The 21,158-nt window shown below is 67.8% G+C and carries 18 protein-coding genes; 6 read left to right on the forward strand and 12 right to left on the reverse strand.

What is annotated here, in order from left to right:
• Positions 1-6: 6 nt before the first annotated feature.
• The gene (locus EJP67_RS24830) at positions 7-1,176 is read left to right on the forward strand and encodes a DJ-1/PfpI family protein (RefSeq protein ID WP_126024381.1); all 1,170 of its coding nucleotides are present in this window, start codon (positions 7-9) and stop codon (positions 1,174-1,176) included.
• A 40-nt stretch (positions 1,177-1,216) separates the two neighbouring features.
• Here EJP67_RS24830 and EJP67_RS24835 read toward each other — a convergent pair whose 3' ends face one another.
• Positions 1,217-3,124 carry a GspE/PulE family protein gene (locus tag EJP67_RS24835; RefSeq protein WP_126024383.1) on the reverse strand — a complete coding sequence of 636 codons (1,908 nt, stop codon included), beginning with the start codon at positions 3,122-3,124 and terminating at the stop codon, positions 1,217-1,219.
• A 198-nt stretch (positions 3,125-3,322) separates the two neighbouring features.
• On the opposite strand from EJP67_RS24835, the gene EJP67_RS24840 reads away from it, so the two are divergent.
• The gene (locus EJP67_RS24840) at positions 3,323-3,664 is read left to right on the forward strand and encodes a hypothetical protein (protein ID WP_126024384.1); all 342 of its coding nucleotides are present in this window, start codon (positions 3,323-3,325) and stop codon (positions 3,662-3,664) included.
• 7 nt (positions 3,665-3,671) lie between these two features.
• Here the strand turns inward: EJP67_RS24840 and EJP67_RS24845 are convergent, their stop codons facing one another.
• From EJP67_RS24845 to EJP67_RS24890, 10 genes are all read right to left on the reverse strand, one after another.
• Positions 3,672-4,133, reverse strand: a complete 462-nt coding sequence (locus EJP67_RS24845; protein ID WP_126024385.1) for a GNAT family N-acetyltransferase — start codon at positions 4,131-4,133, stop codon at positions 3,672-3,674.
• Between the two features lie 59 nt (positions 4,134-4,192).
• Entirely contained in the window at positions 4,193-5,143 is a 951-nt protein-coding gene (locus EJP67_RS24850; protein WP_126024387.1) for a CobW family GTP-binding protein, read from the reverse strand.
• A complete protein-coding gene (locus EJP67_RS24855) occupies positions 5,143-6,843 on the reverse strand; it encodes an amidohydrolase (protein WP_126024389.1) in 1,701 nt (566 codons plus the stop codon). Before EJP67_RS24855 ends, EJP67_RS24850 begins: the two co-directional genes overlap by 1 nt.
• Positions 6,840-7,877 (reverse strand): ABC transporter ATP-binding protein, encoded by a 1,038-nt coding sequence (locus EJP67_RS24860; RefSeq protein ID WP_126024390.1) that lies wholly within the window; start codon positions 7,875-7,877, stop codon positions 6,840-6,842. The genes EJP67_RS24855 and EJP67_RS24860 overlap by 4 nt, the downstream gene beginning before the upstream one ends.
• Positions 7,874-8,929, reverse strand: coding sequence for an ABC transporter ATP-binding protein (locus tag EJP67_RS24865; protein WP_126024392.1), 1,056 nt, complete (start codon positions 8,927-8,929; stop codon positions 7,874-7,876). Before EJP67_RS24865 ends, EJP67_RS24860 begins: the two co-directional genes overlap by 4 nt.
• Before the next feature lie 151 nt (positions 8,930-9,080).
• On the reverse strand, positions 9,081-9,986 hold the full coding sequence (locus EJP67_RS24870; RefSeq protein ID WP_126024393.1) for an ABC transporter permease: 906 nt from the start codon (positions 9,984-9,986) through the stop codon (positions 9,081-9,083).
• Positions 9,983-10,960: an ABC transporter permease gene (locus tag EJP67_RS24875; RefSeq protein WP_093199972.1), complete on the reverse strand. Its 978-nt coding sequence runs from the start codon at positions 10,958-10,960 to the stop codon at positions 9,983-9,985. Before EJP67_RS24875 ends, EJP67_RS24870 begins: the two co-directional genes overlap by 4 nt.
• Before the next feature lie 18 nt (positions 10,961-10,978).
• Positions 10,979-12,592 (reverse strand): ABC transporter substrate-binding protein, encoded by a 1,614-nt coding sequence (locus tag EJP67_RS24880; protein ID WP_206169554.1) that lies wholly within the window; start codon positions 12,590-12,592, stop codon positions 10,979-10,981.
• Positions 12,593-12,831: 239 nt separating this feature from the next.
• Complete coding sequence (locus EJP67_RS24885) at positions 12,832-14,316, reverse strand: NAD(P)/FAD-dependent oxidoreductase (RefSeq protein WP_240650775.1); 1,485 nt, start codon at positions 14,314-14,316, stop codon at positions 12,832-12,834.
• Between the two features lie 37 nt (positions 14,317-14,353).
• Positions 14,354-14,761 carry a nuclear transport factor 2 family protein gene (locus EJP67_RS24890; RefSeq protein ID WP_126024395.1) on the reverse strand — a complete coding sequence of 136 codons (408 nt, stop codon included), beginning with the start codon at positions 14,759-14,761 and terminating at the stop codon, positions 14,354-14,356.
• A gap of 149 nt (positions 14,762-14,910) precedes the next feature.
• Between EJP67_RS24890 and pdxR the strand changes: the two genes are divergently transcribed.
• The 4 genes from pdxR to EJP67_RS24915 all read left to right on the forward strand — a co-directional run bounded on the left by pdxR (position 14,911) and on the right by EJP67_RS24915 (position 19,937).
• The gene (gene pdxR / locus EJP67_RS24895) at positions 14,911-16,449 is read left to right on the forward strand and encodes a MocR-like pyridoxine biosynthesis transcription factor PdxR (protein ID WP_126024396.1); all 1,539 of its coding nucleotides are present in this window, start codon (positions 14,911-14,913) and stop codon (positions 16,447-16,449) included.
• A gap of 780 nt (positions 16,450-17,229) precedes the next feature.
• On the forward strand, positions 17,230-18,243 hold the full coding sequence (gene tauA / locus EJP67_RS24905; protein WP_126024398.1) for a taurine ABC transporter substrate-binding protein: 1,014 nt from the start codon (positions 17,230-17,232) through the stop codon (positions 18,241-18,243).
• Between the two features lie 16 nt (positions 18,244-18,259).
• Positions 18,260-19,048 (forward strand): taurine ABC transporter ATP-binding protein, encoded by a 789-nt coding sequence (locus EJP67_RS24910; RefSeq protein WP_126024400.1) that lies wholly within the window; start codon positions 18,260-18,262, stop codon positions 19,046-19,048.
• Positions 19,041-19,937 (forward strand): ABC transporter permease subunit, encoded by an 897-nt coding sequence (locus EJP67_RS24915; protein ID WP_126024402.1) that lies wholly within the window; start codon positions 19,041-19,043, stop codon positions 19,935-19,937. Before EJP67_RS24910 ends, EJP67_RS24915 begins: the two co-directional genes overlap by 8 nt.
• On the opposite strand, the gene EJP67_RS24920 is transcribed toward EJP67_RS24915, so the two are convergent.
• On the reverse strand, positions 19,855-20,877 hold the full coding sequence (locus EJP67_RS24920; protein ID WP_126024404.1) for a LysR family transcriptional regulator: 1,023 nt from the start codon (positions 20,875-20,877) through the stop codon (positions 19,855-19,857). The two genes, EJP67_RS24915 and EJP67_RS24920, sit on opposite strands and share 83 nt — an antisense overlap.
• Between the last annotated feature and the right edge of the window lie 281 nt (positions 20,878-21,158).

Raw genomic sequence — 21,158 nt, forward strand, 5'->3', positions numbered from 1 at the left:
ACGGCGATGTTCACGGAGTCATTTTCACGCGCGCTGGTTGCCGCCGGCATGGCGGTGCTCGTTCTGGCGGGCTGCTCCTCCGGCGCGCCGCTGCCGCCACCGCCGCGCGACGATGCGGCCGCGCTCCAGCGCGACCAGCAGGCCTTCGTCGATGCGATGAAGCCTCGCAGCCCGGGCGGCAGTCGGCCGGTGATCGCCGTGCTCGCGTCCAACGACGGCACCGAAATGACCGACCTGCTCCTGCCGTACGCGGTGCTCGGGCGCGCCGACATCGCCGACGTGCGCATCGTGGCGCCGCGCGCCGGCCGCATCGACCTGTTTCCCGCGCTGCAGGTGGACGGCGCGCAGGACTTCGCCGGCTTCGACCGCGCGCATCCCTCGGGTGCCGACTATGTGATCGTCCCCGCGATGCTCAAGGACGATGCGCCCGAGATCACCGCCTGGCTGCGGCGGCAGTCGCAGCAGGGCGCGCGGGTGATCGGCGTGTGTTCCGGCGCGCTTGTGGTGGGGCAGGCCGGGCTGCTCGACGGCCGGCGCTTCGCGGGCCACTGGTACGACCGTGGCACGCTGCTGAAGCGCCATGCGGGCTCGACGCACGTACCGCACCGGCGCTACGTGGTGGACCGCAGCGTGGCCACCACCACCGGCATCACCGCGTCGGTGCCCGCGATGCTGGCGCTGGTGGAGGCCATCGGCGGACGCGAAAAGGCCTCCGCGCTCGCGGCCGAACTGGGCGTGGCCTCGTGGAGCCCAGCGCACGACAGCACGCCCTTCGGCCTCGACGCCGGCAAGCGCTTCGCCTACCTGCTCAACAAGGCCGCGTTCTGGCGCGTCGAGCGCTGGAGCGTCGAGGTGCGCGACGGCACGGACGACGTGTCCCTCGCGCTGGCTGTGGACGCATGGGAGCGCACCGGGCGCGTGCGGGTCGAGGCGGTGTCGGCCTCGGGCCCGGTCAGGCTGCGCAGCGGACTGGTGCTGCTGGCCAGGCCCGCCTCCGCCGGCGATGGCGTCAGTGATGGCGCTCGCCGGCTGCCCCTGTCGGCCACGCTCAAGCCGGTGCCGCAGCTCGACCGCACGCTGTGCGAGATCGCTGGCCGCCACGGCGACGCGCGGCGCGACTGGGTGATGCTGGAGATGGAGTACCCGGCGCAGCAAGGCGCCGCCTGCGCCGGGTGACCGCGCCGGGCGGGGACACGGGGCAGCGCCGGCTGGCCGCCTAGGCGTTGCTGGTCGCGCGCACTTCCTCGATGCTGGTCTGCCCGGCCAGCACCTTCTCGATGCCGTCCTGGCGCAGCGTGCGCATGCCTTCCTGCAACGCGGCCTGCTGGAGCTCCTCGGCGCGCGCGCCGGTCTGCACCAGGCGCCGCAGCGTCTTCGACATGCTCATCAGCTCGTGGATGCCCACGCGGCCCTTGAAGCCGGTCTCGCCGCAGTGCTTGCAGCCCTTGCTGGTGTAGGTGTGCAGCCGTCCGTCGCGGCCATGGCGCTGCACCCAGCCGGCCAGCACCGCCTGGCGCTGGGCCGCGTCGCGCTGCTGCTCGGGGCCGAAGGCGTGCATGTAGTCGTCCAGCAGTTCCTCTACAGCCTCGGGGCTCGCGGGCGTGCCGGTGGTGCACTGCGTGCACAGGCGGCGCACCAGCCGCTGGGCGAGCACGGCCAGCAGCGAGTCGGCGAAGTTGAACGGGTCCATGCCCATGTCCAGCAGGCGGGTGACGGTCTCGGGCGCGCTGTTGGTGTGCAGGGTCGAGAGCACCAGATGGCCTGTCAGCGAGGCCTCGATGGCGGTCTTGGCGGTTTCCTCGTCGCGGATCTCGCCGACCATGATCACGTCCGGGTCGGCGCGCACGAAGGCGCGCAGCGCCTTGGCGAAGGTCCAGTCGATGCGCGGGTTGATCTGCACCTGCCGCAGCCCGGCCTGCGTGATTTCCACCGGGTCTTCCGCGGTCCAGATCTTGCGCTCGGGCGTGTTGATGTGCATCAGCGCCGAGTGCAGCGTGGTGGTCTTGCCCGAGCCCGTGGGGCCCACGCACAGCACCATGCCGTAGGGGCGCTCGACCGCCTTCGTCAGCTGCGCGAGGTTGTCGGGCGACAGGCCCAGCCGGTCCATCGGAATGGGCTTGGCCGACGCCAGGATGCGCATCACCACGTCTTCGAGGCCGTTGTTGGTGGGAATGGTCGCCACGCGCAGCTCGATGCGGTGCTGTGGCGAGTACTTCGCGAAGTTGATCTTGCCGTCCTGCGGGTTGCGCTTCTCGCTGATGTCGAGGTCGCACATGATCTTCACGCGCGCGACGATCGCGTTGCGGTAGCTCGGCGGCAGCTCCAGGTAGGTGTGGAGCAGGCCGTCGCGCCGGAAGCGGATGCGGGTCTTTTCCTGGCCCGGGTAGCTCTCGATGTGGATGTCGGAGACGCCCTCGCGGTGCGCCTCGATGATCATGCTGTTGATCATGCGCACCAGCGAGTTGTCGGACTGCTCGATGGGCGCCTCGCTTGCCGCCGGCGGCGCGGCGACTTCCTTCTCCAGCGTCTGCAGCAGCTCGCTCGTGCCGGCCACGTCGAAGTCCAGCGGCTGGCTCGGATCGAAGTGGGCCGCGAAGGGGTTTGGCGCCGCGCCCGTGTGCTCGCCGATCTTCTCGTACACCGCGTTCAGCACGCCGTCGAGGTCCAGGCACTGGCCCACCACCGGCGTGACCTTCAGCTGCGCGATGAACTCCACCTCGTCGAGCGCCGAATGCCGGCTGGTCGGATCGTCGATGGCGACGATGAGCCGCCCCTCGTGCAGCATCAGCGGCATGACCTGCAGCCGCCGCGCCACCGCGTGCGGCAGCTTGCGCAGCGCCTCGGCCGCCGGCGGATAGAGATGCAGGTTGACCAGCGGATAGCCCATCTTGCGAACCAGCGCCGTCTGCAACTGGCCCCGGCTCACCACGCCCATGCGCACCAGCGTCTCGCCCAGCGGCACCATCGGGTCCAGCTTCTGCCGGTCCAGGCCCGCGCGAAGCTGCTCCTGCGTGACCATCCCCAGCGAGATGAGCGCCTCGCCGATGCGCGCGATGGGCGTGCGGCTCTGGGCCTCCAGCGCGTTCAGCAATTGCTCCGGCATGACGACTTCGTTGATGGACATGGGGGACGTTCTCCTGCTCGATTTCGTGCATGGATCGTAGAGCGTGATCGGGTCCATTGCCACAGGTTCGAGCTTGAGTACGCAAGTACTCAAGTCAACAACAAGTTAACTCGTGACGGCAACCGGCGGCACGGTCCGTGCGCCGGATTTCCTTTCGTCCTACGGGCAGCAACCGCTGCTTCGCCAAACATCGCCGGAATGCATCGATTGATATTTGCCACCACTGCGCTGGTGGGCATGCTCGGCTTCGCGGCGAGGGCAGAGCCCATCAAGCTGCCTGTAGACAGCGACGAGAAGGGCTCCGTCTACGTCGCCCCCAACGTCAATCCCACCGAGACATCGGCCACCGTCAACGGCGCCACCGTCGGCATACAGCGCCCCGACGGCAGCGGCACCTACATCGGCACCGACACCTCCATGCCCCGGCCCACGTATTCGCTGGGCGCGAGCACCGGCGGCAATGTGTCGTTCTCGGGGGGCGTGCAGTCGGATGGAAAGGCCAACAACGGCGTGAAGGCCGGTCTGACGATCAAGTACTGAGCGCGGATCAGACCAGCGTGCCGTACACGATGAAGCCGTCGTGCGTCGCGACCTTGTCGTAGAGCGTGCGGCCCGCCGTGTTGGTGACGTGCGTCTGCCAGTACACGCGATGGCCGCCCGCGAGCTTCACGCGCTCGTATACACCGCTGATCAGTTGGCGGCCGACGCCCCTGCCGCGTTCGGAAGGCAGGGTGAACAGGTCCTGCAGGTAGCAGGTCGGCTCCAGCCGGGTGGTGCTGCGGTGAAAGAGGTAGTGGGTGAGGCCGACCAGTTGCCCGTCGCGCTCGGCGACCAGTGCATGCACGGGTTCGTAGGCGTCGAAGAAGCGCTGCCAGGTGGCCTGCGTGATCTCGTCGGCGAGGGCGCTCGGGCCCTCCCGGCCGTAGAAGGCGTTGTAGCCGTCCCAGAGCGGCTTCCATGCCGCGTAGTCTTCTGGCACCGGAGGGCGGATCAGCAGGGAAGAGGTCATGTCGTCGGAAACTGCGCGTTGAAAACGTGCAATTGCAACATGGGCAACGCGGCCGGTGCTCAGCGAACGAAGAATTCCTTCAGTGCCTTTTCAGGCAGCTGGCCATGCAGGCCGATGGCGACCACTCCGGCGCGGGCAAGCCCCGAGGGCGGTGCCGCCTTGCGCAGCGAGCCGTGGCGGCCGGCGTACTGCACCTCCGACCACTCCTCGCCGACGGCACCATGACCGGTGCGCAGCAGGCCTTTCAGGCGCAGCACGCCCGCCGGCATTTCGCGCAGCCAGGCGCGAAGCGCGGCCGCGGGAATCATCGCGTCGGGCTGCGCGCTCCAGGTCTGGAACAGTGCGCCGTGGTCGGGTGCGTGATGGCCGTGATCGCAGTCGGGGCCGCATGCGTGAGCGGTGCCCAAGGCCTGCTGCGGCAGCCCCGACAGCAGCGCCAGCGGCACCGCCGCTTCCGTGGTCTCGATGCACGGCGTTCCGGGCGCGTTCGCCTCGACCCATGACCTCGTCGCGACCAGCGCATCAGGCGCCGCGATGTCGGCCTTGTTCAGCACCACGAGATCGGCCGATTTCAACTGCCGCGCCAGCGTGTCGGCCAGCAGCGGGTCCGTCGACTGCCGCGCCGCCGCGCTCGCATCCACCATCACGATCACGCCCTCGAGGCTCAGCTCAGGCGCCGCCATGCCGATCTGCGCGATGCGCCACGGGTCCGAAACTCCGCTGGCCTCGATCACCACCGCGTCGAAGGGCGCCTTCGCCTCGATCACGTCCACCAGCGCCCGTCCCAGGTCGTCGCCGATCTGGCAGCACACGCAGCCGTTGGTCAGCGCCACCGTGTCGCCATGCGTGGCGGCGATCAGTCCGGCGTCGATATTGAGCGCGCCGAAGTCGTTCACCAGCACCGCCATGCGCAGGCCCTTGGCCTCGCGCAGCCAGCGGTTGAGCAGCGTGGTCTTGCCCGCGCCGAGGAAGCCGCCGATGACGGTGAACGGAAGCCTCCTTCCCGGCATCACGCGCCCTGGCCTCTCTGCGCCTCGAACACCCGGCCCGAGAGCACCGTGCCCCACACGCGGGCGTCCTTCAGCGCCATCGGGTCCATTTCGAGCGGGTCGTCTTCCAGCACGCAGAAGTCGGCGCGCTTGCCGCATTCGATGCTGCCGATCTCGCCGTCCAGCTTCAGCGTCCATGCCGCGCCGAGCGTGATGGCGCGCAGCGCCTGTGGCACGGTGATGCGCTCGGCCTCGCCCAGCAGCCGGCCCTTGGGCGTGATGCGGTTGACGGCGCACCAGGCGGTGAAGAGCGGCCCGAGCGGCGTCACCGGCGCGTCGGAGTGGATGGCCAGCGGAACACCCGCCGCCAGCGCGCTGCCACAGGCGTCGAGGCGGTTCGCGCGGTCGGGCCCCATGGTCATCTCGTAGTGCTGGTCGCCCCAGTACCAGATGTGGTTGGCGAACAGGTTCGCGCACAGGCCCAGGGCGGCCATGCGGCGGAACAGCGGTGCATCGATCATCTGGCCGTGCTGCAGCGTGTGGCGGTGGTCGGGCCGCGGCGCGCGCGCCAGCACGCGCTCGATGGCGTCGATGGCCACTTCGCTCGCTTCGTCGCCGTTGGTGTGCGTGTGGATGGTGAGGCCCGCGCGGTGGTAGGTCTCGAAATCGGTCTCGTACTGCGCGGGTGCCGTCACCCAGATGCCGTTGGGCGCGCCGTTGAAATGGCCCGGCCAGCGCAGCCGCGCCGAGAAGCCCTGGATCGAGCCGTCGAGCATCATCTTCACAAGGCCGTAGCGCAGCCGGTCGGTGTTGCGCGGCAGCAGCCACTTCACATGCTCCGCGCCTTGCGCGGCACCGTGCGTGCCGTGGAAGGCCTGGAACGCGGGGAGGATGCGCACGCCGAAGCCGTCGTCCGCCGTCACCGTCTCCAGCACGCCGCAGTCGTCGGGCGTGAGCTTGTTGACCAGGTCGGTCGCGGTGGTCACGCCCTGCAGGCAGGCCAGCCGCGCGAAGGAGCGCACGCCGGCCTCGGTCATCGGTGCGAGCAGGCCGGCGTTGCCGATCTTGCGCAGCACCAGGAACATCGCGGCCGGCTCCTGCAACTCGCCGGTGGGCTCGCCTTCATCGGCGCCGTCCGCGAACCTGACCACGCCTTCCACCTCGTTGTCGCGCGTGATCTCGGCAATGCGCAGCATCGCGCTGTTGACGTTCATCAGGTGGCCGTTGGCATGGCCGATGACGATGGGCCGCGTGTTGCTGGCCCGGTCGACGTGGTGCACCGTCATGCGCTCGCCGCCGAAGTAGATGGGATCGAAGCCCCAGGCGACGAGCGGTTCGGTGTCGGGCACGCCGTCGGCCGTCATCTTGGCGGCCACCTCCGACAGGCGGGAGACCACTTCGTCCATCGAGCGCAGGCCGCTCCACACCTTGCCCTCGGGGTCGCGGCGGTCAAACCAGCCGAGGTACGTCCAGTCCCACATGCTGCCTTCCTTCAGGTGGCAGTGGCCTTCGACAAGGCCGGGCATCACCACCTTGCCGGCGAAGCGCTCGTCGAGCGTGAACGGGCCCCAGCCCTGCATGTCCGCGAGCGCGCCTACGGCCAGCACGCGGCCGTCGCGCACCGCCACGTGGGTGGCGTGCGGCTGCATCGGGTTCATCGTGATGATCTTGCGGGCGGTGTAGACGGTGGTGGTCGTTTTGTTCGCTGTCTGTTGGCTCATGGCGATTCCGGAATCGAAAGAGGAGGGCGCGGCAGCCCGTCGACGATGTCGACGCGCCTGCAGCGTACCCAATGATCGGGCGCGACCTCGCGCAGCGGCGGCAGTTCGGCCGCGCAGGCCGCTTCCGCCACCGGGCAGCGCCCGGCGAAGCGGCAGCCCCTGGGCGGGTCGATGGGGCTGGGCGGGTCACCGCTCAGCTTGATGCGGTTGGCAGCGCGCCGGCGTCCGCCGCTCACCGTGGGCACGGCCGACATCAGCGCCACGCTGTACGGATGCAGCGGCCGCGCGAAGAAGCTGCGGCGCGGCGCGCGCTCGACGATCTGGCCCAGGTACATCACTGCGATGTCGTCGCAGATGTGCTCCACCACTGCCATGTCGTGCGAGATGAAGAGGTAGGTCAGGCCCAGTTCGCGCTGCAGCCGGGCCAGCAGGTTCAGTATCTGCGCGCGGATGGCGATGTCCAGCGCCGACACCGGCTCGTCGCACACCACCAGCTCCGGGTTGGTGGCCAGCGCCCGCGCGATGTTGATGCGTTGGCGCTGACCGCCCGAGAACTGGTGCGGAAAGAGGTGCTGCTGCTCCGGCCGCAGCCCCACCGCCTCGAAGAGTTCGGCCACGCGGCGCGTGCGCTCCTCGGGCGTGCCCACCCGCATCAGGTCCAGCGGCGCGCGCACGGCGGCGCCCGCGCGCTCGCGCGGGTTGAGCGAGGAGAACGGGTCCTGGAAGATGATCTGCATGCGCGTGCGCGCCTGCCGCAGCGCCTCGCCCTGCAGCGCGCCCAGGTCGGTGTCGCCCAGCTGCATGCGGCCCGATGTGACGGGCGCGAGCCGCATCACCGCCAGCGCGGTGGTGGTCTTGCCCGAGCCCGATTCGCCGACCACGGCGAGCGTGCTGCCCCGGCGCACCTCGAAGGAAACGCCGTCCACCGCTTTCACCATTTCGGGCGTGCGGCCCCAGCCGGCCTTGCCGCGCGGAAAGTGCACCTTCAGGTCGTCGACCGAAAGCAGCGTGTCGGTCTTGCCGATGAACGTCATGCGGCCTCTCTTTCGGGTTGGGCCGCGTGGGCCTCGGCATGCAGCCAGCAGGCGGCGCCGTGCGGCACGCCCGCCGCGACCTCGCCGTGCACGGCGAACATCGGCGGCACCTCGGCGGCGCAGCGCGGCATGGCACGCGGGCAGCGCTCGCGGAAGGCGCAGCCGGTGCCCAGCTCCCAGATCGAGGGCACCACGCCGGCGATCTCGGCCAGGTCTTCGCGCCCGTCGCCGTCCTGCGCCGTGCTGCTGCCCAGCTCGGGCAGGCAGTCGATCAGGCCGCGCGTGTAGGGATGGCCGGGTTCGGACAGCACCTGCTCGGTGGTGCCCTGCTCGATGACGCGGCCGGCATACATCACCATCACGCGGTCGGCCATCTCGGCCACCGCGCCCATGTCGTGCGTGATGAGCATGATGGCCGTGCCCTTCTCGCGCTGCAGCTCGCGCAGCAGGTCGAAGATTTGCGCCTGCACCGTCACGTCGAGCGCGGTGGTGGGCTCGTCGGCGATCAATATGTCGGGCCTGCAGGCCAGCGCCATCGCGATCATCACGCGCTGGCGCATGCCGCCGGAGAGCTGGTGCGGGTACTCGTCCACGCGCCGCTCGGGCGCCGGAATGCCCACCTGCCGCAGCATCTCGATGGCGCGCTGCCGCGCCGCGTGCGCGTTCATGCCGGCATGCAGCTGCAGCGATTCGCCGATCTGGTCGCCCACGGTGAACACCGGGTTCAGCGATGTCATCGGCTCCTGGAAGATCATCGAGATGCGGTTGCCGCGCACCTCGCGCATGCGGGCATCGGTGGCCTGCACCAGGTCTTCGTCCTGGAACAGCACCCGGCCGCCGCGGATGCGCCCCGGCGGCGACGGAATGAGCCGCAGCAGCGCCAGCGCCGTCATGCTCTTGCCGCAGCCCGACTCGCCGACCACGCACAGCGTTTCGCCGGCGCGAATCTCGAAGTCGACGCCGTTGAGCACCAGCGCCTGTCCGCGCCGCGTCTTGAACTCCACGTGCAGGTCCTGCACGCGCAGCAGCGTGCTATCGGAAGGCGAAGTCATGCAGAGATACCTTTCGCACGCAAATCTGCGGACATTCCCGGCGTGGCGTCTTTTCCGGGAATACCGCGGAACCGGCTTTGCCGGGCCGCAGGTATTGCCCCCTTCAAGGGGGTTGGCGGCCACACGAAGTGGGCAAGCGTGGGGGTGGACTTCATCTTTCCCTCAGCTTGGGGTTGAGGGCATCGTTCAGGCCGTCGCCGATCAGGCTCACGGCCAGCACGGTGATGAAGATGGCCGCGCCGGGGAAGGCCACCGCCCACCAGCACGAGAGCACATACTGCCGGCTCGAGCCGATCATCAGGCCCCAGCTCATCTGGTTCGGATCGCCCAGCCCGAGAAAGGACAGCCCCGCCTCGAACAGGATCGCCGCGCCGATGGCCAGCGTTGCCGACACCACCAGCGGCGGCAGCGCGTTCGGCAGGATCACCTTCCAGATGATGCGTGCGTCGCGCGCACCGATGGCCCGCTCCGCGCGCACGAACTCCAGCCCCCGGTACTTCATGAACTCCGCGCGCGTGAGCCGCGCGGTGCCGGTCCAGCTCACGATGCCGATGGCCAGCGTCACCGTCACCAGCGTGGGCGAGAACAGCGTCACCACCACCATCGCGAAGAGCAGCGCCGGCAGCACCTGGAAGAACTCGGTGAGCTTCATCAGCGCGGCATCGACCTTGCCGCCGTAGTAGCCCGCGAAGGCGCCCAGCGTGATGCCGATCAGCACCGAAAGCAGCGCGGCCACCGCGCCCACCAGCAGCGTGGCGCGCCCGCCGTAGATCAGCGCGGTGAGCACGTCGCGGCCGAGGTAGTCGCTGCCGAGCCAGGCGTCTTCGCTGAAGGGCGGGGTGAGCGGCGCGGCCTTGATCTCGAACGGGTCGGCCGGGTAGATCCACGGCCCCGCGATCGCGACCAGCAGCACGGCCAGTAGCATCACCATGCCGGCGATGGCCGCCGGGTTGCGCAGGAACATGCGCATCGCTTCCACGCCCGGGTGCTCGACGCGCACGGCGGGTCTGGAAGAGGCTGCGGCGGCAACGGAGGGCATTGCGATCACCTTGCTCATGAGGCTTTGATCCGTGGATCGATGAAGCGGTAGCACAGGTCGGTGAGCTGGTTCATCACCACCACCACGATGGAGGAGAACAGCAGCACGCCGAGGATGGTCGGGTAGTCGCGCCGCAGCACCGACTCGAAGGCCAGCCGGCCCAGGCCCGGCCAGTTGAACACCGTTTCCACCAGGATGGCGCCCGCCAGCACGTTGCCGAACTGCAGGCCCAGCACCGTCACCACCGGCAGCAGCGCGTTGCGCAGCGCGTGCTTGTAGAGCACCACGCGGTCGGCCAGGCCCTTGGCGCGCGCGGTGCGGATGAAGTCGGAGCCCAGCACGTCGAGCATCGACGAGCGCGCCAGCCGGCTGTACTGCGCGAGGTACACCAGGCTCAGCGTGAGCGTGGGCAGAACCAGGTGGTGCGCCACGTCGAGCATGTCGGCGAAGCCGCCGCCGCCCGTCGAGTCGATGGAGCGCATGCCTGCCACCGGCAGCACCGGAAACACCGAGGCCAGCAATATCACCAGCATGATCCCCAGCCAGAACACCGGCGCCGCGAAGCCCACCAGCGACAGCACGGTGATGAACTGCGAAAGCAGCCCGTTCGGCCTGCGCGACGAGAGCACGCCCAGGGCAGTGCCCACGAAGAAGGCCAGCAGCACCGCGCTGAGCACCAGCAGCAGCGTGGCCGGCACGCGCTCGGCGATCATGCTGGTCACCGGCAGGTTGAAGAAGTACGAGTAGCCCAGGTCGCCCTGCGCCACCTTGCCGAGGTACACGCCCAGTTGCACGGGTAGCGACCGGTCGAGCCCGTACTGCGTGCGCAGCTGCGCCATCAGCTCGGGCGACATGCCGCCGCTGGCGCCGGCGATGGTTTCCACCGGGTCGCCCGGCGCGGCGTGCACCAGGACGAAATTGAGAACCACCACGGCGAGCACCAGGCCCAGGGCCTGGAGCAGACGCGAGGCGGCGTAGCGAAGCGTGCCCATGATGTCGCGCCCGCCTGCCTACTTGATGTACACCTCGTCCAGCGGCGACAGCGGCCCCCAGATGGTGACCGGCACATTGGCCACCTTCTTGCTGGCAATGGTGTGGTACGGCACCTGGTTGATGAACTCGATGGGCAGTTCGTCGGTCACGATCTTCTGGAAGGTCGCGTAGTAGGCCTTGCGCTGCGTCGGGTCGATCAGCCCGCCCGCGGTGTTCAGCAGCTCGTCCACCTTCGGATTGGCGTAAGACTGTGTGTTGGTCCAGACGATGGGCTTGATGTTGGTCGACAGGTAGGTGCGGTGCACGCCGATGATCGGGTCTCCCCAGTTGAAGACCACGTCCATCGACATGTCGAAGTCGTGCGAGGCCAGCCGCTTGGCCCAGGCCGGGAAGTCGGCCGAGGCGCGCACCTCCACCGTGATGCCTACCTTCTTGAGCTGGCCCCGGATGTACTCGGCCACGTTCTTCTGCTGGTCGTCCGCGCCCGGCAGGTAGTCGATGGTGAGCTTGAAGCGCTCGCCGTTGGCGCCGGCCTTGTAGCCGGCAGCGTCGAGCATCTCGCCTGCCTTCTTCAGGTCGAGCGGGTAGCGCACCAGGTCGGGCACGGCGAAGGGGCTGTTCGCCACCAGCGGGCCGTCGGAGACGGTGGCGAAGCCGCCCATCAGCGCCTTGGCGATGAAGTTCTTGTCGATCGCCGTGGCGATGGCCTTGCGCACCTGCACGTCGGAAAGCGGCTTCTTCGCGGTGTTGAAGGCCAGCCAGTTGAGCGCGCCGATGCCGTCGTAGCCCTTGGGCGTGAGCGACACCCTCGGGTCGTTCGCGAAGCGCTTAAGGTCCGTGGGCAGCGTGGCGAAGGGCAGCATCTGGACATCGCCGCGCTCCAGCCCGAGCACCAGGCTCGCCATGTCGGGCGTGATGTTGACGATCACCTTGTCGAGGTATGGCTTGCCCGAAAGGAAGAACTTGTCGAAGCGCTCCAGCACGATCCGCTGCGAGGGCTTGAACTCGGTCACCCGGAACGGGCCCGAGCCGACCACATCGGTGGTGTTGCGCGGATGGTTCTTCAGGTCCTGCCCGTCGCCGTAGATGTGCTTGGGAAGAATGGGGCACAGTGCGGGCGACATCGCGAGCACGATGGCCGGGTGCGGCACGCCCATGCGGATGACGGCGGTGTACGGATCGGGCGTGTCCACCTTTTCCACCGGTCCCATCATGGTGGTGAACGGATGGTTGGCCTTGATGGCCATGATCGAGAAGGCCACGTCGGCCGAGGTGACGGGCTTGCCGTCGTGGAAGAGCGCGTCCTTGCGCAGCTTGAGCGTGAGCGACTTGCCGTCCTCGGCCAGCTTCCACGATTCGGCCAGGTAGGGCTGCGGGTTCCACTTGTCGTCGAAGCGCAGCGGGCTCGCGAAGATCTGCGTGGAAGGCATGGCGGTGGCGATACCGGATTGCACCGCGCCGTTCAGGTGCCGCGGCGTCTGCGTGCTGCCGATCACCAGCGTGCCGCCGCGCTTGGGTTCTTCGGCCGCGAAGGCGTAAAGCGGAAGCAGGTTGCTCGCGGCCAGCAGCGTTGCGGAGAGCAGGGTGGTGCGGCGCGTGAGCAGGGGAAGCTGGGGAGGGGGAAGCTGCATGACAGGACCTCGGAGAGTTCGACACAGGCAATCGGATTCGGCCTCATCGCAGTGGTGCGATGCGAAGGCCTTGTGTCGAAGATAGGCGCTGGGTGCATGCCGGCGAAGAGCCAACCCGCTGCGACTCGCAGGGCCAGAAGGGGCGGGTTTGCCCCGTTGTGCGGCGAGGCGGTGCGCCACTTCGGGGAATGCGCGACGGCGGTGCGCCGCGCTGCCTTTCTCCTTGCTTTCTTCTTTCCCTATTTCTCGTCGCGCAGCCAGTACCACTTGTAGAGCATGCGTTGCCCCATGCGCCTGAACGGCGCGAAGGCGCGCGACTCCACCACGCCCAGCACGTTGGGAAAAGGCAGCTGCGAGTGGTAGATGGGAAGCTCGAACACCTCCCGGCCGGCGTCCTTGCCCGCCACGCGCTCGGCCAGCCGCTTGCCGGCCCAGGTCGAGAACGACACGCCGTTGCCGCCATAGCCCACCGCGTACCAGATGCTCTTGCTCGCATCGGGCTGGGTGATGCGCGGCATCATGTCGTGGCTCATGTCGACCCAGCCCCACCACGAGTAGTCGATGCGGATGCCCGCCAGCGGCGGGAACTTGCGCGCGATGGCGTCGGTAAGCAGCTTCAGGTGCACCGCGCCCTCGGCATCGGCGCCGCTCACTGCGCTGCGGCTGCCGATCTGCAGCCTGTTGCCTTCGAGCAGCCGGTAGTAGAAGCGCAGCGTGCGCGTGTCGGTCAGAAAGGTCTTCGATCGGAAGTTGGTGGCCTGCAGTTCCGCATCGGTCAGCGGGCGCGTGACCACCGAGTTCGACAGGATCGGCATGATCCGGTCCTTCAGCGCCGGGTTGAGCGCCTGCCCCGTGTAGCCGCCGGTGCACACCGCCACGCGGCGCGCGCGCACCACGCCGCCGGGCGTGCGCAGGTGGTGCACGCCGTCGATGGTCTGCCAGCCCTGCACCGGGCTCGATGTGTGCACCTTCACGCCCAGCGCGCGGGCGCGCCGCATCAGGCCGAAGGTGAACTTCAGAGGGTGGATGCCGATGCCCTCAGCCTCATACAGCGCACCGACCGTCTCGCGCTCATCGCAGTAGTCGCACCGCACTTCATCGGCGCTCATCATGCGGGTGGCGTAGCCGAACTTCTCGCGCATCAGCCGCGCCTCGGCGTCGAGGACGGGCAGCTTCTCCTTGCGGTGCGCAAGATAGAGATGGCCGCCGTCGCAGGCGTCGCAATCGATCTGCGTGGTGAGGTGGCGGAAGTTCTCGAAGCCGCTGCGGATCTCGGCATCGAGCTTCTTCGCGGTGTCGAAGCCCCAGCGCTCGATCCATTGCGAGCGCTTGAGCCGGCCGCTCGCGTTCTGCCCCTGGCCGCCACTGCGGCTGGAGCAGCCCCAGGCTGCCTGGTTGGCTTCGAGCACCGTGGCCTGTATGCCGTGCTCCTGCGCGAGGTACAGCGCTGTCGACATTCCGGTCGCGCCCGAGCCGATGACGGCCACGTCGACATCGATGTCCTGCGTGAGCGGGCCGTCGTCCTCCGGCGGCGTGCCTGCGCTCGCTACCCACCAGGTGGGCGCGTAGGCGCGGCCGGCGCCGGGGTCGGGGGCCAGAAGCGGGTCGTACTGCGGGTCGTAGGGGCGGGACGGTGCCTTGGGCTGCTGCTGATGCTGGAGCGCCGCGCTGTCGATGCTGGCCGCGCTGGCGTCCAGGCGGCGCGCAGTGCTTGTCGTGGTCATGAAAGGCTCCAGTCGAAGAAGAGAGCTGTAGAACGGTTCACTTCGCGGCAGGCAGGTTGGGCCGCGCCTTGCGGAACACGTTCTTCAGGTGGATCTTTCCGTCCTTGAAGGTGAAGACGTCGATGCCGTCGGTCTCGATGCGGCTGCCGTCGGCGGCCGTGCCGGTGAAGGTCCACTGCGATGTGCCGAAGTCGCCATGCACGAAGTGCACGCCGTTTTTCCATTGCGCGTCCGGCACCGTGGCCCAGGCCGCGGCGAAGGCCGTGCGCACCGCATCGGTGCCGACGTGGCGCGTGCCGCAGGCATCAGGGCCGGCGGCGGTCTGGAAGATGCAGTCGGGCGTCATGAAGCTCATCAGCGCGTCGATGTCGTGGCGGTTCCAGGCATCGCTGAAGGCGGCGAGGGTGTCGGTGGTCACTGCGGGCGTGGCGGAAGAAGAAGGCATGGCGGTTGCACTGAGGCTGGGGAGTTCGATGGAGGCAAGAGTAGGCAGCGGGGTGCCGGCGCGATAGGGCCAGTTGCGGAGATTCGACCGAGCCAGAACGCCACGGATGCGCCACGGATCGGCATGCCTGCCCTAAACTGCGGCGCACCATGCCCCCGAATCCGCGAGCAACCCAATGGGCGCAGCTCTTCGCGCTGCCCGACCAGCCGGCGCTGCCCCTGCAGGCCCGCCTGCGCGCCAGCGTGGTGCAGGCCATCCTCGAAGAACACCTGGCGCCCGGCGCGCCGCTGCCCTCGTCGCGCGAACTTGCCGCGCTGCTGGGGCTGAGCCGCAACACCGTCACCTCGGCTTACCTGCAGCTGATCGACGAAGGCTTTCTGGAGGCGCGCCCGCGCAGCGGCGTGTTCGTGGCGCACGGCGCGCGCCCTCTCACCGCGGCGCCCGCCGAACCGCTTGTGGGCCGCAGCGGCCAGGCCAGCCAGCCGCCGGACTGGTCGGGCCGTGTACTGCGCTCGCTGGTCGACAAACCCACGCTTTCCAAGCCCGACCGGTGGCGCGACTACCCGTATCCGTTCGTCTACGGCAACTACGATCCGCAGCTGTTCCCCACCGAAGACTTCCGCGAATGCTGCGCGCGCAGCCTGGCGCGCTCGCAGCTGCCCCACTGGACGCCCGACTTCGAAACCGACGACGTCCCCGACCTGATCGAGCAGATCCGCACGCGCCTGCTGCCCAAGCGCGGCGTGTTCGCGCTGAAGGAAGAGATCCTCGTGACCATGGGCGCGCAGCACGCTTACTACCTGCTGGCCGAGGCGCTCTTCGACGAACAGACCCGCGTGGGGCTGGAGGAGCCGGGGCACCCGCATGCGCGCAATAGCTTTTCATTGCGGCAGCCGAAGTGGGTGGAGGTCGATGTGGATGAAGACGGGCTTGTGGTCGATGCGCTGCCTGCTGCCGACTATCTGTTCGTCACGCCCTCGCATCAGAGCCCGACGACCGCCACGCTGAGCCTGGAGCGGCGGCAGTGGCTGTTGCGCAAGGCGGAGCTGCAGGACTTCGTGATCATCGAGGATGACTACGAGGCGGAGAACCTTTATGAAGGTACGCCGATGCCTGCGCTCAAGAGCCTGGACAAGACGGGGCGGGTGATTTACGTGGGGTCTGTTTCTAAGAGCCTTTCGCCTGCGTTGCGGCTGGGGTTCATCGTGGCGCCTCGGGCGCTCATCAAGGAGCTGCGGGTGATCCGGCATGCGATGGTGCGGCATCCGAGTGCCTTTCTGCAGCATGCCTATGCGCTGTTTCTTTCGCTCGGACACCACGAGTCGCATGCACGGCGCGTCAATCACGCGATGCAGGAGCGGCTGGCCATTGCGGCGCAGGCGTTGCGGGAGCACTTGCCTGATTTCGAGTTTCGGCTGCCTTCCGGAGGGGCTTCCATATGGGTGCAGGCGCCTACTTGGGTGGATGCGACTGAGTTGGCGTTGATGGCTCGAAGCCATGGGGTGTTGATCGAGGCGGGGGATGTGTTCTTTGCTCGGCCTCCTTATCCTTGTCCGTTCTTTCGGTTGAGGCTTTCTTCTATTGCGGCTGCTCAGATTCCGGCGGGGATTCGGGCGTTGGCTTTGGCTGTGGGGGAGTTGGCGTTGGCTCGGGGTGAAGTTCGATCTCTTGGCGGGTTTACTCACTGAGTTGGTTTGCTTCCCGAGGCCGGGACTCGCCCCGGCGGGCGACCTACTTTCTTTTGCGTCGCCAAAAGAAAGTAGGCAAAGAAAAGGCGACCCCACTGTCTGCGACCCCTTCGCTGCGCTACGGGGCAACCTGCGGTGCTCGCGTTTCGCGGGGTCTCGCCCAAACTCGCTTCGCTCAGACAAGGGCGAGCCCTGATCCGCGAAACGCTGCGCTCCTCGGCGCAGCCAGAGGGGATTGGGGACACGCGGGCCATCGCTACGCTCGGCCGCGGGTGCCCAGCAGGCGCTTTGCGCCTGCTGGGCTTGGAATGGGATTGAGGGCCCGGACTGAAGGCGTTGAAGTTGCTTGAGGCGCGCGCTGCTGCTTTATTGAGAGCCTCTGAACCTGAAGCCCCGGCCGAGCAAAGCGAAGGCCAGTCCAAGGCTGCTCAGAAGCCGAGCAAAGCGATGGCGCGGATCGCTCCCTTCTGGCTACGTCGAGCACCGCAGGTTGCCCGTAGCGAAGCGAAGGGACGCAGACAGTAGGGTCGCCTTTCTTTTGCCTACGTTTCTTTGGCGAAGCAAAGAAAAGTAGGTCGGCCGCCGGGCCGAGACCCGGCCCCGGGAAGCAAACTCACCAAAAACAAGAAAACAGAGCGCACCTCCCCCGTGCAGAACGCACCACAACAAGGGTATTCACTCACCGACTGGCTCCATGCCGACACAGTCGCTGGTACTTCCTGGCTGCTCGCGATGGGTGCAAAGTCCGGCGAGATTCAATTCACCCACCGGAGCAACCAGATGACCATGTCCCGCCGTCTCCCCCTCCAGTTCGCCGTTCTCGCCGCCACGCTGTCAGCCCTGTGCGGCACGGCTTACGCCCAGCAGGCCAAGGAAGTCACCTTCGCCCACCAGGACATGCTTGTCCCACTGCGCCTGGTCATGGAATCCGGCGAGGTCGAGAAAGCCACGGGCTACAAGATCAACTGGCGCATGTTCTCCGGCGGCGGCGACGTGATCCGCGCGATGGCTTCAGGCGACGTGCAGATGGGTGAAACCGGCTCCAGCCCGCTGACCGCCGCGGCCAGCCAGGGACAGGACATCAAGCTGTTCTGGATCTCGGCCGACATCGCGAACGCCGAGGCGCTCATTGCCCGCAACGCGTCGGGCATCAACAGCATGAAGGACCTGGCCGGCAAGAAGGTGGCGACGCCCTTCGTGTCGACCGCGCACTACCAGCTGATGGCCGGCATGAAGATGGACGGTGTCGATGCCAAGAGCGTGAACGTGATGAACATGCGCCCGCCGGAGATCGCGGCCGCATGGGAGCGCGGCGACATCGACGCGACCTTCATCTGGGATCCGGTGCTCTCCAAGATCAAGGGCACGGGCAAGACCATCGCCACGTCGGGCAGCATCGGCAAGCGCGGCGCGCCCACCTTCGAGGGCATCGTGGTGAACGCCAGGTGGGCAGCCGCCAACGAGGCTTTCATGGTCGCGTTCGTGAAGGCGCTCAACCGCGCGAACGAGGAATACAAGGCCACGGGCAAGAGCTGGACACCCGATTCGCCGCAGACAAAAGCCATGGCCAAGTGGACCAAGGCCGACCCGAAGGACGTGGGCCCGGCGATGGCGCTCTATTCGTTCCCGACCATGGCCGAGCAGGTCTCGCCCACGTGGCTGGGTGGCGGCGCAGCCAAGGCGATGGCGAACACGGCCGTGTTCCTCAAGGAGCAGGGCCGGGTGCAGGAGGTGAAGCCCGACTACAGCGCCTACGTGACGACGGCGTACGTCGAAAAGGCCATGGGCAAGTGAACCGGAGCGGCACCACATGCCCACGCTCGACATTCGCGACCTGACGGTCAACTACGCGGTCAAGGGCGGCACGCTTCAGGCGCTGGCGCCCGTGAACCTCACCATGCACGACGGCGACTTCGTCGTCGCGCTCGGCGCCTCGGGCTGCGGCAAGACGACGCTGCTCAACAGCATCGCGGGCTTCCTGCCGCCCTCGACCGGCGAGATCCTGCTCGACGGCAAGCCGGTGGCCGGCCCCGGTGCCGACCGCGGCGTGGTGTTCCAGAAGCACGCGCTGATGCCCTGGCTCAACGTGCGCGACAACGTGGCGCTGGGCCTTCGGCTGGGCGGCATGGGCAAGGCGGAGCGCGACCGCATTGCCGAAGAGAAGCTGAATCTCGTCGGCCTGCAGAAGTACGCCGATCGCGCGGTGTACGAGCTCTCCGGCGGCATGCAGCAGCGCGTGGGCATTGCGCGCGCACTGGCGAGCGACCCGGCCGTGCTGCTGATGGACGAGCCCATGGGCGCGCTCGATGCGTTCACGCGCGAGCAGGTGCAGGAGATTCTTCTCCAAGCCTGGTCGAAGTCGAACAAGATGGTGTTCTTCATCACCCACTCGGTGGAGGAGGCGCTGTTCCTCGCCACCCGGCTGATCGTGATGAGCCCGAGCCCGGGGCGCATCTCGCACGTGTATGACGATGTGCCGTTCTCGCGCCAGTACCTCTCGCACGGCGATTCGCGCAAGGTGAAGTCGGAGCCCGATTTCATCCGCATGCGTGAAGAAGTCTTGTCGATCATTCATCATCGCGAGGTTGCACATGCCTGAGGTGTCGATCGCATCCCCCGTCGCCATGACGCCAACACCTTCCAAGCCCGCCGCATCGCCGACGCCTGCAGCACCACCGGCAACGGGCGCCAAGCTCAAGACCAGCTCCTTCAAGGTGCCGGGCGAGGGCTCCAGCCTGACGATCAGCATCGTCACGGTGATCGCGCTGGTGGCGCTGTGGTTCCTCGTCACGAACATGGGCTGGGTGAAGCCGCTCTTCCTGCCCACGCCGCAGGCGGTGTTCCAGCAGTTCTACGAATACCTCACCGGCCAGGCCAACGACAAGCCGCTGTGGCAGCACTTCCTGGCGAGCATGTTCCGTGTGTTCTCGGCCTTCCTGCTGGCCTGCGCCACGGCCATTCCGGTGGGCATCGCGATGGGCATGAGCCGCTTCTGGCGCGGCATCTTCGATCCGCCGCTGGAGTTCTACAGGCCGCTGCCGCCGCTGGCGTACCTGCCGCTCATCATCATCTGGTTCGGCATCGACGAGCTGCCGAAGGTGCTGCTGATCTTTCTGAGCTGCTTCGCGCCGCTGGCGCTGGCCGCGCGCTCGGGCATGCGCAGCGCCTCGCAGGAGCAGATCAACGCGGCTTACTCGATGGGTGCGAGCTACATGCAGGTGATCCGCCACGTGATCCTGCCCTCGGCGCTGCCAGACATCCTGGTGGGCATGCGCATCGCCATCGGCTTCGGCTGGACCACGCTGGTGGCCGCCGAGATGGTGGCGGCCAACATGGGGCTGGGTCAGATGGTGCTGAACGCGTCGAACTTCCTGCGCACCGACATCGTGATCATGGGCATCGTCGTCATTGGCGTGGTGGCCTATCTTTTCGACCTGCTGATGCGGTGGCTCGAGCGGCGCCTTGTGCCTTGGAAAGGGCGCATGTGACCGGTGGCGGCGGTGCCACCGTCACGGGCATCGGAGGCGGCAGGGCAGGGCCTTCGGTGAGCGCGTCCATCGACTGCTCGAGGTAGTCGAGCATCGCGCGCATCGCGGCGCTGTTGTGGCGGCGCTGCGAGTAGGCTGCGTACAGCCAGTGCTCGCGCGGCATGTGGTCGCGCAGCACCGGCACCAGGGCGCCGCGCTCCAGGTGCGACTGCGCCAGCGGCTCCGGCACGTAGGCCACGCCCACGCCGCGCAGCGCCAGTTCGATCAGCGCGACGGCATCGTTGGCTTCCATGCGGCTGTGCACCGGCACCTCGTACGGCTCGCCGTCGGTCTCGAAGGGCAGGTTGGTCGTCTGCTTGGCCGAGAAGCTCAGCACGTCGTGGCGGCTCAGGTCTTCGGGCACCTGCGGCATGCCGCGCTGCGCCCAGTAGGAAGGCGCCGCGCACACCACCATGTCGAACTGCACGAGGCGGCGCACGATCAGGTTCATGTCGTCGATGCGCCCGCCGGTCAGGTGGATGTCGATGCCTTCCTCGATCAGGTCGAGGTCGTCGTTGGTGAACACCAGGCTCACGTACACGTCGGGGTAGAGCTTGATGAAGCCCGCGATCACGTCGGAGAGCCAGCCGGCGATCAATCCGTGCGGCGCGCTCATGCGCAGCCGCCCGCGCGGATGCGAGCCATGCGCCTGCAGGTCGTTGAGCGTGTTCTCGGCCATCGTGACCAACTGCGTGCTGCGTTCCAGCAGCACCTGCCCGGCGTCGGTGAGGCTCAGGGAGCGGGTCGAGCGGTTGAGCAGCCGTACGCCGCTGCGGGCTTCGAGCTCGGCCACGTAGCGGCTCACGGTGGCCTTGGACATGCCCAGCGAGATCGCCGCGCGGGAAAAGCTGCGCCGGAAGGCGACTTCGCGAAATGTTTTGATGAGATCCAGACCGTCCATGGTGGACGGATTGTTCCAGCTTCCGGGATGAGGCCGTCGGGTGTAGGGACATCGCTGGTTTGGGGGCGATGTGATGAATACCTCCGTAGCTATACTGCGCCCCGTCACGTCAACAAAAGGCGTGACCGGGCTTGGACTCCCGAATCACCTCTGCGACGCAAGCCGCAGTCACTCCCGCAGGGTCTGCGGCTTCGTCATTCGTGCCTCCTTTTTTTGGCGGCTCGACGGGCGGGCGCAAGCCCGGCCGGTTCTCGCAAGAGGTGCCCGGTAGTCCAACCCGT

The sequence above is a fragment of the Variovorax guangxiensis genome, from assembly GCF_003952165.1.
In the GTDB taxonomy this organism is placed as follows: Bacteria; Pseudomonadota; Gammaproteobacteria; order Burkholderiales; family Burkholderiaceae_C; genus Variovorax; species Variovorax guangxiensis.

Coding starts and splice junctions, on each gene's coding strand:
- EJP67_RS24920 (WP_126024404.1), bottom strand. CDS start 20,877: ATGGACGGTCTGGATCTCATCAAAACATTTCGCGAAGTCGCCTTCCGG.
- EJP67_RS24840 (WP_126024384.1), top strand. CDS start 3,323: ATGCATCGATTGATATTTGCCACCACTGCGCTGGTGGGCATGCTCGGC.
- EJP67_RS24865 (WP_126024392.1), bottom strand. CDS start 8,929: ATGACTTCGCCTTCCGATAGCACGCTGCTGCGCGTGCAGGACCTGCAC.
- EJP67_RS24860 (WP_126024390.1), bottom strand. CDS start 7,877: ATGACGTTCATCGGCAAGACCGACACGCTGCTTTCGGTCGACGACCTG.
- EJP67_RS24855 (WP_126024389.1), bottom strand. CDS start 6,843: ATGAGCCAACAGACAGCGAACAAAACGACCACCACCGTCTACACCGCC.
- EJP67_RS24880 (WP_206169554.1), bottom strand. CDS start 12,592: ATGCAGCTTCCCCCTCCCCAGCTTCCCCTGCTCACGCGCCGCACCACC.
- EJP67_RS24870 (WP_126024393.1), bottom strand. CDS start 9,986: ATGAGCAAGGTGATCGCAATGCCCTCCGTTGCCGCCGCAGCCTCTTCC.
- EJP67_RS24890 (WP_126024395.1), bottom strand. CDS start 14,761: ATGCCTTCTTCTTCCGCCACGCCCGCAGTGACCACCGACACCCTCGCC.
- EJP67_RS24910 (WP_126024400.1), top strand. CDS start 18,260: ATGCCCACGCTCGACATTCGCGACCTGACGGTCAACTACGCGGTCAAG.
- EJP67_RS24850 (WP_126024387.1), bottom strand. CDS start 5,143: ATGCCGGGAAGGAGGCTTCCGTTCACCGTCATCGGCGGCTTCCTCGGC.
- EJP67_RS24835 (WP_126024383.1), bottom strand. CDS start 3,124: ATGTCCATCAACGAAGTCGTCATGCCGGAGCAATTGCTGAACGCGCTG.
- EJP67_RS24830 (WP_126024381.1), top strand. CDS start 7: ATGTTCACGGAGTCATTTTCACGCGCGCTGGTTGCCGCCGGCATGGCG.
- EJP67_RS24845 (WP_126024385.1), bottom strand. CDS start 4,133: ATGACCTCTTCCCTGCTGATCCGCCCTCCGGTGCCAGAAGACTACGCG.
- tauA (WP_126024398.1), top strand. CDS start 17,230: ATGACCATGTCCCGCCGTCTCCCCCTCCAGTTCGCCGTTCTCGCCGCC.
- EJP67_RS24885 (WP_240650775.1), bottom strand. CDS start 14,316: ATGACCACGACAAGCACTGCGCGCCGCCTGGACGCCAGCGCGGCCAGC.
- pdxR (WP_126024396.1), top strand. CDS start 14,911: ATGCCCCCGAATCCGCGAGCAACCCAATGGGCGCAGCTCTTCGCGCTG.
- EJP67_RS24915 (WP_126024402.1), top strand. CDS start 19,041: ATGCCTGAGGTGTCGATCGCATCCCCCGTCGCCATGACGCCAACACCT.
- EJP67_RS24875 (WP_093199972.1), bottom strand. CDS start 10,960: ATGGGCACGCTTCGCTACGCCGCCTCGCGTCTGCTCCAGGCCCTGGGC.